General features: G+C 71.7%; 9 protein-coding genes and 1 tRNA gene. 6 read left to right on the plus strand and 4 right to left on the minus strand.

Going from position 1 to position 14,219, the window contains the following annotated elements:
- Positions 1 to 13: 13 nt before the first annotated feature.
- Both OQ02_RS26250 and OQ02_RS26255 read right to left on the minus strand, forming a co-directional pair.
- Positions 14 to 84, minus strand: a tRNA-Gln gene (locus tag OQ02_RS26250).
- A 297-nt stretch (positions 85 to 381) separates the two neighbouring features.
- Positions 382 to 1,527, minus strand: a complete 1,146-nt coding sequence (locus OQ02_RS26255) for an alpha/beta fold hydrolase (RefSeq protein ID WP_033441236.1) — start codon at positions 1,525 to 1,527, stop codon at positions 382 to 384.
- 155 nt (positions 1,528 to 1,682) lie between these two features.
- On the opposite strand from OQ02_RS26255, the gene OQ02_RS26260 reads away from it, so the two are divergent.
- Positions 1,683 to 2,642 (plus strand): acyl-CoA desaturase, encoded by a 960-nt coding sequence (locus tag OQ02_RS26260; RefSeq protein WP_033441237.1) that lies wholly within the window; start codon positions 1,683 to 1,685, stop codon positions 2,640 to 2,642.
- A 126-nt stretch (positions 2,643 to 2,768) separates the two neighbouring features.
- Complete coding sequence (locus tag OQ02_RS26265; RefSeq protein ID WP_033441238.1) at positions 2,769 to 3,362, plus strand: TetR/AcrR family transcriptional regulator; 594 nt, start codon at positions 2,769 to 2,771, stop codon at positions 3,360 to 3,362.
- Positions 3,363 to 3,556: 194 nt separating this feature from the next.
- On the opposite strand, the gene OQ02_RS26270 is transcribed toward OQ02_RS26265, so the two are convergent.
- The gene (locus tag OQ02_RS26270; protein ID WP_033441329.1) at positions 3,557 to 4,672 is read right to left on the minus strand and encodes a PQQ-dependent sugar dehydrogenase; all 1,116 of its coding nucleotides are present in this window, start codon (positions 4,670 to 4,672) and stop codon (positions 3,557 to 3,559) included.
- A gap of 93 nt (positions 4,673 to 4,765) precedes the next feature.
- Positions 4,766 to 5,290, minus strand: a complete 525-nt coding sequence (locus OQ02_RS26275) for a DUF4291 domain-containing protein (RefSeq protein WP_033441239.1) — start codon at positions 5,288 to 5,290, stop codon at positions 4,766 to 4,768.
- 144 nt (positions 5,291 to 5,434) lie between these two features.
- On the opposite strand from OQ02_RS26275, the gene mfd reads away from it, so the two are divergent.
- The 4 genes from mfd (at position 5,435) to OQ02_RS26295 (ending at position 14,158) form a co-directional block, all read left to right on the plus strand.
- Positions 5,435 to 9,013, plus strand: coding sequence for a transcription-repair coupling factor (gene mfd / locus OQ02_RS26280; protein ID WP_033441240.1), 3,579 nt, complete (start codon positions 5,435 to 5,437; stop codon positions 9,011 to 9,013).
- A gap of 13 nt (positions 9,014 to 9,026) precedes the next feature.
- Entirely contained in the window at positions 9,027 to 9,971 is a 945-nt protein-coding gene (locus OQ02_RS26285) for a SurA N-terminal domain-containing protein (RefSeq protein WP_051772817.1), read from the plus strand.
- Positions 9,968 to 10,885, plus strand: coding sequence for a MazG family protein (locus OQ02_RS26290; RefSeq protein ID WP_033441242.1), 918 nt, complete (start codon positions 9,968 to 9,970; stop codon positions 10,883 to 10,885). The genes OQ02_RS26285 and OQ02_RS26290 overlap by 4 nt, the downstream gene beginning before the upstream one ends.
- A 93-nt stretch (positions 10,886 to 10,978) precedes the next feature.
- Positions 10,979 to 14,158: a S41 family peptidase gene (locus tag OQ02_RS26295; protein ID WP_033441243.1), complete on the plus strand. Its 3,180-nt coding sequence runs from the start codon at positions 10,979 to 10,981 to the stop codon at positions 14,156 to 14,158.
- Positions 14,159 to 14,219: the final 61 nt, after the last annotated feature.

Genomic DNA, 14,219 nt, shown 5'->3' on the forward strand with positions numbered 1-14,219 from the left:
CCCGGCCCACTCGCTCCGCCACCAGGATTCGAACCTGGACCATCGGAACCAAAATCCGAGGTGCTGCCTTTACACCATGGCGGAACGGTCAGGGCTCGCCCCGACCGCGCGAACACATGTTGTCACGAGTCTCCCAAGAAGGTCAGCAGCACCACTCAAGTGGCGGCAACCGGTGGGTAACTCGATCATGACAGTCCGTGTTATCCCTGGTCAGTGGGCCGTATTACGGCGCTTAGGTCACGGTCGGATGAACGTCGCATGCCCGGATGTCGACACTGGACGGCACCGGAAGCCGGTCCGGGGACCTCGAACCGGCACGATTTCGTCCGAAACAATCATCGGTTCAACTACCACCGGTAGTCAGTCGTGCACACCATCGGGTTACCGGATGTCGTCGACCGAATCGAGGAAGTCGGACACCGCGCGCTCGTACGCCGCCGGGTCGACGTTCCACGCCGCCGTGTGCTCCGCCGCGGGCACCTCGACGTACCGGAGCGGCCAGTCGAGCCGGCCCGCCGCGGCGGCCAGGTCGCGGGACGCCTGGACCGGCACGGTGCCGTCCGCGCCGCCGTGGAACAGCAGGGTCGGCGGGCGGTGCGCGGGCGGGTTCACGGCCAGGTCGAAGCGGCCGAACTCCAGGTCGACCCGCCAGTCCGAGACCAGCTCGGCGATCGGGACGAGCTGCTCGGGGACGCCGCGGTTGCCCGATTGCAGCTCCAGGGTCTTCGTCCAGCTCACGACCGGCGCGTCGAGCACGACGGCGGCCACGTCGTCCGCCGCCGCCGACCGCGCCAGGAACTGGCCGACGATCGCGCCGCCCATGGACCACCCGTACAGCACGACGTTCCGCGCGCCGTGCTCCCGGGCGTACCGGACGGCCGCCTCGACGTCGCGCCACTCGGTGTCGCCCAGGTGGTACAGGCCGTCCGGCGACGGCGGTGCGCCGTCGTCATTCCGGTAGGTGACGGCGAGAACGGGTAGCCCGAGGTCGTGCAGAGCAGGCATGACCCGCAAGGCCTCGGCCCTGGAGCCGCCCCTTCCGTGCACCGCGACGACCCACGTGGACGACGTCGCGGGAACCAGCCATGCCGGAGCGTCACCCAATTCGGTGGAAATTCGCACTTCCGTGTAGTCCAGATCGTGTGCCTGGGCGGGGTCCGTGGTCCACACGGAGGTCTCCATCCGCACCGGTGTGCCGTCCGGGGGCGCAGTGCCCCGCAGTTCGCGCACCACCGTGCCGGCGGACCGCCCGGTCACCCGACCGACCTCCGCGCCGCCCCCCGCCCACGCCAGGCCCCATGTGCCGGGCAGCACAGTGACCCTGGACTCCACCAGCGAGACGGACCCGGACGCCGAGGTGGTGACCGTGTCGCGGTAGCCGGGACGGGCGTTCTCCGGGTCGAGCAGCTCGCCGCTGTAGTACCAGCCGAACCCCAGCAGGCCACCGCTGAGCAGCAACAACACCACGAGCAGCGAGACGAGTGCGACGCGCGGCCCGCGTCTGCGGCGAACGTTCGGTGACCCCATCACCGCATGATGCCCCGACGGTGATCGACACGCCCGGATTGCTGAGAACACGCCATGACTTTCGCCCCGGCTATGGCGGGACCGCGTCCGCCTAACTTACGCTGCCGTAAGTTACGGTTCCGTAGGTAGCCCCGAGCACACAACGAGGTACATGTATGACCAGCACCCTGGAGAGCAGGTCCACGCCGCAAGGTCCCGAGGACCGCGGACCCAAGCCGATCATCGACGGACGGCGTGGGCACGTCGAGCAGTTCAGCGTGTACGTGTTCGTCATCGTGCCGTTCCTGGCTCTGCTCGCGGCCGTTCCGCTCGCCTGGGGCTGGGGGCTGGGCTGGGTGGACGTCGCGCTGTTCGTGGCGTTCTACTACGTGGCCGGCCTCGGCGTGACGGTCGGGTTCCACCGGTACTTCACGCACGGCTCGTTCAAGGCCAACCGCGCGCTCAAGATCGGCCTCGCCATCGCGGGCATGATGGCGCTGCAGGGCCCGGTGATCGTGTGGGTCGCCGACCACCGCCGTCACCACGCGTTCTCCGACCGCGAGGGCGACCCGCACTCGCCGTGGCTGTTCGGCAGCGGCCCCGTCGCGCTGGCCAAGGGCTTCTGGCACGCCCACATGGGCTGGCTGTTCGACCGCGACCGGACCAACGCCCAGCGCTTCGCCCCCGACCTGCTGGCCGACGAGGACCTGGTCCGCGTCGACAAGCTGTTCCCGCTGTGGACCACCATCAGCCTGCTCGCGCCCGCCGTCATCGGCGGCCTGGTCACCATGTCGTGGTCCGGCGCGCTGTCGGCGTTCTTCTGGGCCGGCCTGGTCCGGGTGGCGTTCCTGCACCACGTGACGTGGTCGGTCAACTCGATCTGCCACATGGTCGGCGACCGCCCGTTCGCGGCGCGCGACCGGTCCGCCAACGTCTGGGCGCTGGCGATCCTGAGCTTCGGCGAGTCGTGGCACAACCTGCACCACGCCGACCCGACGTGCGCCCGGCACGGCGTGAAGCGCGGTCAGATCGACACGTCCGCGCGGCTCATCTGGGTGTTCGAGAAGTTCGGCTGGGCGACGAACGTGCGCTGGCCGAACCCCGAGCGACTGGCCCGCATCACCGCCAAGAAGTGATCGTTCGCCCCTTGGCCCGACCTTCCTTCACCTGCCCCTCGCCTCGCCGGCGAGGGGCAGGTGTTTAGGGTGGCCAGGATGGCGGGGAGACGGCGCGGCGACGACACACCGGCGCCACGCGTGCGGATGACCGGCAAGGAGCGGCGCGAGCAGCTGCTCGACGTCGCTCGGGCGTTGTTCGCCGAGAAGGGCTTCGAGGTCACCTCCGTCGAGGAGATCGCGCACCGGGCGGGCGTGTCCAAGCCCGTGGTCTACGAGCACTTCGGCGGCAAGGAAGGCATCTACGCCGTCGTCGTGGACCGCGAGATGCAGTACCTGATGGACCACATCGTCAACGCGCTGTCCGGCGGACACCCGCGTGAGCTGCTGGAACAGGCGGCGTGCGCGCTGCTGGACTACATCGAGGGATCGACGGACGGTTTCCGGATCCTCGTGCGCGACTCGCCCGTGGCGTCGTCCACCGGAACGTTCTCGTCGTTGCTGAACGACATCGCGTCCCAGGTGGAGTCGATCCTCGGCCTGCACTTCTCCCGCCAGGGCTACGACCGCAAGCTGGCCGCGCTGTACTCGCAGGCGTTGGTGGGCATGGTCGCGCTGACCGGGCAGTGGTGGCTGGAGGTCCGCAAGCCCAAGAAGGACGAGGTGGCCGCCCACCTGGTCAACCTGGCCTGGAAGGGCCTGTCCCACATGGACCACAAACCCCGCCTCCGCACCCGCTAACCCTCCCTCCCCCCCCGCGTGAGTCCTACGTTCAGAACCCGTGAGTCCTACGTTCAGAACACCCGTGTCCTACGTTCGGAACCCCCGAATTCAACGCTCAGAACACGCCGCCTGTCCGAGCGTTGAACTCAGGCGTTCCGAGCGTTCAACTCAGGGGTTCCGAACGTAGGACTCACGGGACGTGAACGTAGGACTCACGGGGTGGTCAGGCGGAGGATTTTGTCGTCGGTGCCGTTCGACGTGGTCACGTAGAGGGCGCCGTCGGGGCCCAGTTCGGCGCCACGCAGGCGGCCGTGGGTGCCGTCCATCTCCGGCGGGATCGCCACGGAGGCCACCTTGCCGTCCTGGCCGACCGTGAACAGCAGCACCTTCGCGCCCTTCAACGCCGTCACCGCCAGCACGCCGTTCAACGCGCCCCACCGCTCGCCGACGAGGAACGCGGCGTCGCAGATCGCCTCCGTCGGATCGCCGGACGACCACACGGCGGGCACGGCGTCCGGGAACCGTTCGAGGTCCGTCATCGGCACGTCCTCGTCGTAGCCGCCGACCGTGCCACCCTGCGACGGGTCCCACCCGTAGTTGCCGCCCGGCTCGAGCACGTTGACCTCGTCGTCGACGTCCGGCCCGTGCTCGGCGGTGAACACCACGCCGTCCGGCCGGACCGCGACGCCCTGCACGTTGCGGTGCCCGTAGGTGTAGATCCGGTCGCCGAACGGGTTGCCGGCCACGCCCTCACCGGTGTCCAGGTCGATCCGCAGCACCTTGCCGCCGAGGTTGGCCTTGTCCTGCGAGACGTCACCCCGCGCGGTGTCCCCGGTGCCGACGAGCAGGTGCCCGTCCCGGTCCAGCGCCATCCGGCACCCCGAGTGCCGTCCGCTCGGGTTGGCCGGCAGCCCCGCCACCAGCGGGTCCTTCACCCGGGTCGCCTTCGTGCCGTCCAGTTCCCACGTCACCAGCCGCACATCCGACGAGGTGTTGAAGCACGTGGTGAACCGCCTGCTGGTGGCGAAGTCCGGGTGCACGACCAGGCTCATCAGCCCGCCCTCACCCCGTACCGCGACGTCACCGAGGTCCGCCTCGACGTCGGTCGCCCGACCGTCCGCGACCAGCGCGATCCGCCCCGGCCGCTGCGGCACGAGCATCCGCCCGTCGGGCAGGAACCCCACGTCCCACGGGTGGCTCAGCCCGGCCACCACCACCTCGACCCGCAGCTCCTCGGGCGCCGGTGTCCCCGGCGCGCTACCCCCGGCACTGTCCGACGAACACCCGGCCACCACCGCCACGGCAGCGAGCCCGACAACGCGACGCATACCGGTCAGCATGACCGCCGCCATGTGTGCTCCCCGTTCACGGGACCGGCTTCACGGGACCGGTTTCACTCGATCGGTTTCACGGGGCCGGTTTCACGGGGCCGGGTAGGGCCGTTCCACCGGCAGCAGCGCCCGCGCGCCGTCCAGGTCGCCGGCCCGCACCAGGTCGCGGACCTCGTGGGCCAACGCCGTCACGTCGGTCAGCCCCACGGTCCACTCGTCCACGTACCGGCGCGAAGCGCCACCCGCCAGCCCCAGCTGCAACGAACGGTGCGGCAGCGGGTTGAGGCGCAGGTCGCGCTCGGGGTCCCACTGCACCCGCACCTCGGGCTTCCGGCCGATGCCCTCGTTGCTGGGAACGGCTTCGCGCACGGCCTGGTCGAATCCCGAACGGGTGATCCGCACGGCCAGCACGCACTCCTGGTCCTCCTTCGTCCCCCAGCCGGACCGGTACATCATCCAGAGGAACGACGGCTTGATCCACGTCATCCGACCGGCCTTGAACGGCGGCACGAACCGGCCCGCGGCCAGCGCCGGACGAGCCACGGCAGGCGAGTACGCCTGGTACACGGTGATGTGCCGATCGTCGTAGTCGGCCCTGATCTCCTTGGTCTCCACGTACCCAGCGTCACGCCCGCGTCAACCGAAATCACGGGGCGCGCCGCCAGCGTGGCCCGTAGGCTGGCGGACGAGAACCCCTCCGGTGGACGTTCAGTCCCGGGCAGGGGTCTGCCCGCGTTCACCCCCAGGGGAGCCATCGCAATGCCCCAGCCCGGCCCGCTGTCCGGCCTGCTGACCGCTGTCCTGCCCGACAAGGCGCTGCGCGCGCTCGCCGACTCGGTCGGCGTGCCCGACCTCGAACTGGAAGGCCCCCCGGCGGCACGTCCGCTGGTCGCGGCGGCCCTCGCGAACAGCGCGCCCGTGCTGGCGGTCACCGCCACCGGCCGCGAGGCGGACGACCTGAAGACCGTCCTGTGCGACCTCATCGGCCCGGACCAGGTCGCCCTGTTCCCGTCCTGGGAGACGCTGCCGCACGAGCGCCTGTCCCCGCGCGCGGACACGGTCGGCGCGCGCCTGCAGGTGCTGCGCCGGCTGGCACACCCCGGGGACAACCCGCTGAAGGTCGTCGTCACGACGGTCCGCAGCCTGATCCAGCCGATGGCGCCCGGCCTCGGCGACCTCACGCCCGTGCACCTGGCGGTCGGCGCCGAGCACGACTTCGAGGCGCTGCTCGCGGAGCTGGTCGAGATCGCCTACACCCGCGTCGACATGGTCGAGAAGCGCGGCGAGTTCGCGGTGCGCGGCGGCATCCTGGACGTGTTCCCGCCGACCCTCGAACACCCGCTGCGGGTCGAGTTCTGGGGCGACGAGGTCAGCGAGATCCGCCCCTTCTCGGTCGCGGACCAGCGCTCGCTGCCGCAGGAGGTCGACGCCTTCACCGCCGCGCCGTGCCGCGAACTGCTGCTGACCGAGCAGGTCAAGGGCAAGGCCGCCGAGCTGGCCGAACAGCACGCGGCGGACGCCCACCTGCACGAACTGCTGGACAAGATCGCCAACGGCATTCCGACCGAGGGCATGGAAGCCCTCATCCCGGCGCTCTGCGAGGGCGAGCTCCAGCTCCTGACCGACGTCGTCCCCGAGGGCACGCACGTCGTCCTCAACGACCCGGAGAAGATCCGGGCGCGTGCCGGTGACCTGGTGCGCACCGGCCAGGAGTTCCTGGAGGCGTCCTGGATGGCGGCGGCCGGCGGCGGCCAGAGCCCCATCGACCTGGACGCCAGCGCCTACCACAGCCTGGCCGACGTCGCGCAGTCCGCGAGGGCGGGCAACCGGCCGTGGTGGACGCTCAGCCGCCTCACCACCGAGGGCGAGGACGTCGTCCGGCTGGAGCTGAAGCAGGTCGAGGCGTACCAGGGCGACGTCGAACGGGCGTTCGCCGACCTGCGCGCGCACACCGTCTCCGGCGGCACGGCGGTCCTCGTCGTCCCCGGCGCGGGCACCGCCCAGCGGGCCACCGAGCAGCTGCGCGAAGCGGACGTCAACGTCGTCCTCAGGGACGTCCTCGACACCGCGCCCAAGCCGGGGGCCGTCACGGTCGTCCGAGGCGCGCTGGAGGACGGCTTCTCGCTGCCCGAGCTGGCGCTGGTCGTGCTCACCGAGACCGACTTGACCGGCGGCCGGCACGGCACGTCCACCAAGGACATGCGCCGCATGCCCAGCCGCCGCCGCAACGCGGTGGACCCGCTGGCCCTGCGCCCCGGCGACTACGTGGTGCACGAGCAGCACGGCATCGGCAAGTACGTCGAGATGGTGCAGCGCACGACCAAGGACACCGCCGGGAGCACCGCGACCCGCGAGTACCTGGTCCTGGAGTACGGCTCCAGCAAGCGCGGCCAGCCCGGCGACCGCCTGTTCGTGCCGACCGACCAGCTGGACGAGATCTCCCGCTACGTCGGCGGCGAGCTGCCCACGCTGAACAAGCTGGGCGGCGGCGACTGGAAGAACACCAAGGCCAAGGCGAAGAAGGCGGTCAAGCAGATCGCCGCCGAGCTGGTGCAGCTCTACGCCGCCCGCCAGGCCGCGCCCGGCCACGCGTTCGCGCAGGACACGCCGTGGCAGCGCGAGCTGGAGGACGCATTCCCCTTCACCGAGACGCTCGACCAGATGGCGGCGATCGACGAGGTCAAGGCCGACATGGAGCGCACGGTCCCGATGGACCGGGTGATCTGCGGCGACGTCGGCTACGGCAAGACCGAGATCGCGGTGCGGGCAGCGTTCAAGGCGGTGCAGGACGGCAAGCAGGTCGTGGTGCTGGTGCCGACGACCCTGCTCGCCCAGCAGCACCTGAACACGTTCGCCGACCGGATGCGCGCGTTCCCGGTGAACATCAAGGGCCTGTCCCGGTTCACCGACGCGCTGGAGGCCGAGCAGACCATCGCCGGCCTGGCCGAGGGCGACGTGGACGTCGTCATCGGCACGCACCGCCTGCTCCAGAAGGGCTTGCGCTACAAGGACCTCGGCCTGGTCATCGTGGACGAGGAGCAGCGGTTCGGCGTCGAGCACAAGGAGCACATCAAGGCGCTCCGCACGCACGTCGACGTGCTCACGATGTCCGCGACGCCGATCCCGCGCACCCTGGAGATGTCGCTGGCGGGCATCCGCGAGATGTCCACCATCCTCACCCCGCCCGAGGAGCGGCACCCGATCCTGACCTACGTCGGCGGCTACGACGACAAGCAGGTCGGCGCGGCCATCCGGCGCGAGCTGCTGCGCGACGGCCAGGTCTTCTACGTGCACAACCGCGTGTCCTCGATCGAGCGCGCCGCCCGGCACATCCGCGAGCTGGTCCCCGAGGCCCGCGTGGTCACCGCGCACGGCCAGATGAACGAGGACAAGCTGGAGAAGATCATCCAGGGCTTCTGGGAGAACGAGTACGACGTGCTCGTGTGCACCACGATCGTCGAGACCGGCCTGGACATCTCCAACGCCAACACCCTCATCGTGGAACGCGGCGACATGCTCGGCCTGTCCCAGCTGCACCAGCTGCGCGGACGCGTCGGCCGCGGCAGGGAACGCGGCTACGCCTACTTCCTGTACCCGCCCGAGTCGCCGCTGACGGAGACCGCGCACGACCGGCTGGCCACGATCGCGCAGAACACCGAGCTCGGCGCGGGCATGGCGGTGGCCATGAAGGACCTGGAGATCCGCGGCGCGGGCAACATCCTGGGCGCCGAGCAGTCCGGCCACATCGCGGGCGTCGGCTTCGACCTGTACGTGCGGCTCGTCGGCGAGGCCGTTGAGGCGTTCCGCAAGCACGCCGGCGCGGAGGGCGAGCTGGAGGAGGAGCTGGCCGAGGTCCGCGTCGACCTGCCGGTGGACGCGCACATCCCGCACGACTACGTGCCCGGCGAACGGCTCCGGCTGGAGGCCTACCGCAAGATCGCCGCCGCGGGCGACGCCGAGTCGCTGCAGAGCGTGTGGGACGAGCTGAAGGACCGCTACGGCACCCCGCCGCTGCCCGTCGAACGGCTGCTGGCGGTGGCCCGGTTCCGGCAGACGTGCCGCGCGCACGGCGTCACCGAGGTCGCCACCCAGGGAGCCACCATCCGGTTCGCGCCGCTGGAGCTGAAGGACAGCCAGATGGTGCGGATGCGCCGGCTGTTCCCCAAGGCGGTCTACAAGGCGACCACCCACACGGTCAGCGTGCCTCGGCCGACCGAGGGCGCGGCCGGCGGCCGGATGGGCGCACCCGTGTTGCGCGACCAGGAGCTGCTGGACTGGTGCGCCGGATTCCTGGGGGCGTTGGCGGGGACTCCCGTGAGCGGCGTCACGGCGACGTGAGAAGGTACTGGTCGTGAGGACTGTGCAGAGGCGCTTCACCCTGATCGGCGCGGCTGTCACCGCGGTGGCACTGCTGGTGGCGGGCTGCGGCAACGGCCCCGCCCACGTCGGCTCGGCCGCGATCGTCGGCGACACCGTGCTGCCGCTGGAGCAGGTGCAGCAGCGGCTGGAGATCGTGCTCAAGAAGGAGCCCGAGGCCCAGAAGCTGCACGACCAGCGCAAACTCGACCAGGTCGCCCGTCAGCTGGTCACGCTCGGCGTGCAGCACGAGCTGATCGTGCTGGCCGCCCAGCGCGAGGGCGTCACGGTGTCCGAGGAGGATGTGACCGAGTCGGTCGAGCAGGCCGGCGGCGCGGACGTGGCCTCGCAGAACACCGTCTACGACGCGGCGACCTTCCGCGAGCGGGCCAAGGACCAGCTGCTGCTGGTCGAGCTGGCGCGCAAGTACGCGGACCGGATGGAAGTCACGTTCGACTACTTCTTCGCCAAGGACAACGCCGAGGCGATCGAGAAGGCCAAGCAGGTCGCGAAGGACCCGGCGAAGATGGCCGAGTTCGTCGCCGACGCGCCGCAGAGCGCCGAGGGCCAGGCGCTGTCCCGCAAGGGCCAGCGGGTGCGGTCCGCCGACTCGCCGCAGGCCGCCCAGTCGCCGCTGTTCGGCGTGCCGGCGGGCAGCGTGGTGGCGTTCGCGCCGGACCCGAGCAGCGCGCAGTGGATCGTCGCGTACGTGACGGACCGCAAGACGGACGTGCGGACGTCCGGCGAGTCGTCCACGGGGCAGCTCACGCCGCAGCTGCTGGAGCAGATCGGGCTGCGGCTCGTGCAGTCGCTCGCGGGCGACCCGGAGATCCAGATCAACCCGCGGTACGGGATGTGGGACGGCACCGCGATCGCGCTCGCGCCCAGCGAGGGTGAGATGAGCGGCTACCAGGCGACCGTGTCGCAGAAGTCCTCGTGACCGTTGTCGTCGTAGGTTCCACCCCGGTCGTGCCCGCCGCCGCGCTACCCGCATTGCGGAGCGCGGCGGTGGTGTACGCGGGGGAGGGCGTGGACGCCGCGCTGTTCGACGCCCGACCCGTCACCGAGTGGGTGCACACCGGTGAGCCCGCGGTGCTGGTGACGACGAACCCGGCGGAACCGGTCGCGCTCGCCATGATGGGGTGGGGATCGGACGTCATCCGGGTGCCCGGCCTGGCGCTGCTGGACGCGGCGGCCGTGATGGACCGGCTGCGGTCGCCCGGCGGGTGCCCGTGGGACGCCGAGCAGGACCACAAGTCGCTGCGGCAGTACCTGGTCGAGGAGACCTACGAGCTGCTGGAAGCCATCGAGGACGGCGACCGGGCGGCGTTGCGGGAAGAGCTGGGCGACGTGCTGCTGCAGGTCCTGTTCCACGCCCGGATCGCGGTGGAGGACGTCGAGCACCCGTTCGACATCGACGACGTGGCGGGCGACCTGGTCACCAAGCTGGTCGGCCGGCACCCGCACGTGTTCGAGGGCAACGACCCTGCGGTGCACGACGCGACGTCCCAGCAGCACCGGTGGGAAGAGCTGAAGCAGGTCGAGAAGCAGCGGGAATCCAGCGTGGACGGGGTGGCCACCGGGCAGCCCGCGGTCGCGCTGGCGGGAAAGCTGGCGCAGCGGGTGGCGCGTGCCGGGTTCCCGGTGGACCTGCTGCCCGAGGGCGACGACACGGGCACGACGCTGTTCGCGGTCGCGGCGCTGGCGAAGCTCGCCGGCGAGGACCCGGAGACCGAGCTGCGCGCCGTGGCCCGCAGGTTCGAGGCGAACGTGCGCGCCGCCGAGCGGTCCGCCCGCGCGGCCGGCGCCACCACCCTGAGCGCGGCGGACTGGCGCGCACACTGGCCCGGCTGAGCGCTCCCCGGTCCGGTGACGTCCGGGTGCGATGCCGCAGTGAGCTCGCGGCCCGGCTCAACCGGACGTGAACGGGGCGCTAACGTCGAGAGGGTGACCGAGGCCTACCTCCGCTTCCCGCACCTGCACGGCGATCTCGTGACGTTCGTGGCCGAGGACGACGTGTGGCTAGCCCCACTGGACGGCGGCCGGGCGTGGCGGGTGACCGCCGACCAGGTGCCGGTGTCGTTCCCCCGCTTCGACCCGACCGGCACCCGACTCGCCTGGACCAGCCGCCGCGACGGCGCGCCCGAGGTCCACCTGGCACCCGTGGCGGGCGGCGAGTCCACCCGGCTCACCTACTGGGGCGACTACTCGACCGCCGTGCGCGGGTGGACGTCCGCCGGTGAGGTCGTCGCGGTGACGGCCACCGGCCAGGCGTCCTCCAACCGGCAGTGGGCGCACGCCGTGCCCACCGACGGCGGACCGTCGCGCCGGCTGCCGTTCGGCTGGGTGGACGACGTGTCGTTCGGCCCGTCCGGCCAGGTCGTCGTCACCTCCGTCTACGGCCACGACCCCGCCTGGTGGAAGCGTTACCGGGGCGGTGCGGCGGGCAAGCTGTGGGTGGACGGCGCGGGTGACGGCGAGTTCACGCGCATCCTGCCCGAGCTGACGTCCTCGCTGACGTCGCCGATGTGGATCGGGGACCGGATCGCGTTCCTGTCCGACCACGACGGCGCCGGCAGCGTGTACTCGGTCCTCCCCGACGGGTCGGACCTGCGGCGGCACACCGGGCAGCAGGACTTCTACGCGCGGGTCGCGTCGAGCGACGGCGAGCGGATCGTCTGGCAGCAGGCGGGCGAGCTGTGGGTGCTCGAAGACCTCGACGGCGCGGCACCGCGTCGGCTGGAGATCGTGCTGGGAGGGCCACGCACCGGCCGCCGGCCGCGTGCCGTGTCGTCCCGCCCGGACGACTTCCACCCGGACAAGACCGGCCGCGCGAGCGTGGTCGAGGTGCGCGGGACCGTGCACTGGGTGACGCACCGGGACGGGCCGGTGCGCGCGTTGGCCGAACAGCCGGGCGTGCGGGCACGGCTGCCGCGCGTCGTCGGCGACAACGTCGTGTGGGTGACCGACGCGGACGGCGAGGAGGGCCTGGAGTTCTCCCCGGTCGGCGGGGTGGAGCCGGGCAACGAGCCGCGCCGGGTGGCCGTCGGCAAGCTCGGCCGGGTGCTGGAACTGGCCGTCGCGCCCGACGCCCGCCGGCTCGCGGTCGCGACGCACGACGGGCGGCTGCTGCTGGTGGACGTCGAGTCGGGCGAGGTGCGCGAAGTCCTGAAGGGCGCGAACCCGCACGTCAGCGACCTGGCGTTCTCGCCGGACTCGAACTGGCTCGCGTGGTCGCACCCCGGTCCGCGCCCGCTCCAGCACATCCGGATGACCAACACCACCGACCTGTCCGTGGTGGACGTGACGCCGCTGCGGTTCTCCGACTTCTCGCCCACGTTCACCGAGGACGGCCGCTACCTGGCGTTCCTGTCGGTCCGCAGCTTCGACCCGGTGTACGACGCGCACGTGTTCGACCTGTCGTTCCCGACCGGCTGCCGGCCGTACCTCGTGCCGCTGGCCGCGACCACGCCGTCGCCGTTCGACCCGCTGCGCCTCGGCCGGTCCGTCGGCGACGACTCGCACGACAAGGACAAGGACAAGGACAACGAGAACCCGATCACGGTCGTCGACCTGGAGGGGCTGGCCGACCGGGTGGTGACGGTGCCGGTCGCCGCCGCCAGCTACTCCGCGCTGACCGCCGCGAAGGGCGGGCTGCTGTGGCTGCGCTCGCCGATGCGCGGGGTGCTGGGCGACAACCTGGCCAGTCCCACGGCACGTCCGCCGCGAGCGTCGCTGGAGCGGTTCGACCTGGCCAAGTCGCGCACGGAGACGCTGGTGGACGGCGTGGACGCGTTCGACGTGGCCGGCGACGGTCAGCGGATGGTCGTGCAGGACCGCGGCGACCTGCGGGTGGTGCCGACCGACCGGAAGGTCGACTCGGACGACAGCGACTCGGTGGACGTCGACCTGTCCCGGATTCGCGTGGTGGTGGACCGGGCCGCCGAGTGGCGGCAGTCGTACGCGGAAGCCGGGCGGCTGATGCGGGACCACTTCTGGCGCACCGACATGGGCGGCGTGGACTGGGCGGGCGTGCTGGAGCGCTACCGGCCGCTCGTGGACCGGCTCGGCAGCTACAGCGACCTCGTCGACCTGCTGTGGGAGGTGCAGGGCGAGCTGGGCACGTCGCACGCCTACGTCATGCCCGTCCACGGCGGGGCGCGCGGTCGTGCGGTGGGGCTGCTGGGTGCGGACCTCGAACGGGACGAGGCGGGCGCGTGGCGGGTCGTGCGGGTGATCCCGGGTGAGACGTCGGACCCGGCGGCGCGGTCGCCGTTGGCGGCTCCGGGGGTCGCGGTGCGGGCGGGTGACGCGATCGTGGCCGTCGACGGGCGGCAGGTCGACCCGGTGACCGGCCCGGCGCCGCTGCTGGTCGGCGCGGCGGGGAAACCGGTGGAGCTGACCGTGCGGCCCGGTGGTGGGGGTGAGCCGCGACGGGTCGTGGTGGTGCCGTTGCGGGACGACGAACCGCTGCGGTACCACGCGTGGGTGGCCGACCGGCGGGCGCGCGTGCACGAGCTGACCGACGGGCGGGTCGGGTACCTGCACGTGCCGGACATGATGGGCGCCGGCTGGGCGCAGCTGCACCGGGACCTGCGGGTGGAGCTGGCGCGCGAGGCGGTGGTGCTGGACGTGCGGGAGAACGGCGGCGGGCACACGTCCGAGCTGGTGGTGGAGAAGCTGGGGCGGAAGGTCATCGGCTGGTCGGTGGCGCGCGGGTACACCACGGCCGTGAGCTACCCCGGTGACGCGCCGCGCGGGCCGGTGGTGGCCATCGCGGACGAGTTCGCCGGGTCCGACGGTGACATCGTGAACGTGGCGATCAAGGAGATGGGGATCGGGCCGGTCGTCGGCACCCGCACGTGGGGCGGGGTGATCGGCATCGACATGCAGTACAGCCTGGTGGACGGGACCTTGGTGACGCAGCCCCGTTACGCGACGTGGTTCGCCGGGCCGGGGTGGGACGTGGAGAACCACGGCGTCGACCCGGACGTCGAGGTCGTGATCACGCCGCAGGACCGCGTGGCCGGCCGCGACCCGCAGCTGGACACCGCCGTCCGCCTGGCCCTCACGTCCCTCGCCGACCGCCCCGCCGCCACGCCACCCGAACTCCCACCCCTCGCGTGAGTCCTACGTTCGGAACGCGTGAGTCCTACGTTCGCGTCCCCCGAGTTCAACGCTCAGAACG

Source organism: Saccharothrix sp. NRRL B-16314, from assembly GCF_000716595.1.
GTDB lineage: Bacteria > Actinomycetota > Actinomycetes > Mycobacteriales > Pseudonocardiaceae > Actinosynnema.

Excerpts from the sequence above, each read along its gene's own strand:
- OQ02_RS26270 (WP_033441329.1), bottom strand. The coding sequence starts at position 4,672 with ATGCGTCGCGTTGTCGGGCTCGCTGCCGTGGCGGTGGTGGCCGGGTGT.
- OQ02_RS26260 (WP_033441237.1), top strand. The coding sequence starts at position 1,683 with ATGACCAGCACCCTGGAGAGCAGGTCCACGCCGCAAGGTCCCGAGGAC.
- OQ02_RS26265 (WP_033441238.1), top strand. The coding sequence starts at position 2,769 with ATGACCGGCAAGGAGCGGCGCGAGCAGCTGCTCGACGTCGCTCGGGCG.
- mfd (WP_033441240.1), top strand. The coding sequence starts at position 5,435 with ATGCCCCAGCCCGGCCCGCTGTCCGGCCTGCTGACCGCTGTCCTGCCC.
- OQ02_RS26255 (WP_033441236.1), bottom strand. The coding sequence starts at position 1,527 with ATGGGGTCACCGAACGTTCGCCGCAGACGCGGGCCGCGCGTCGCACTC.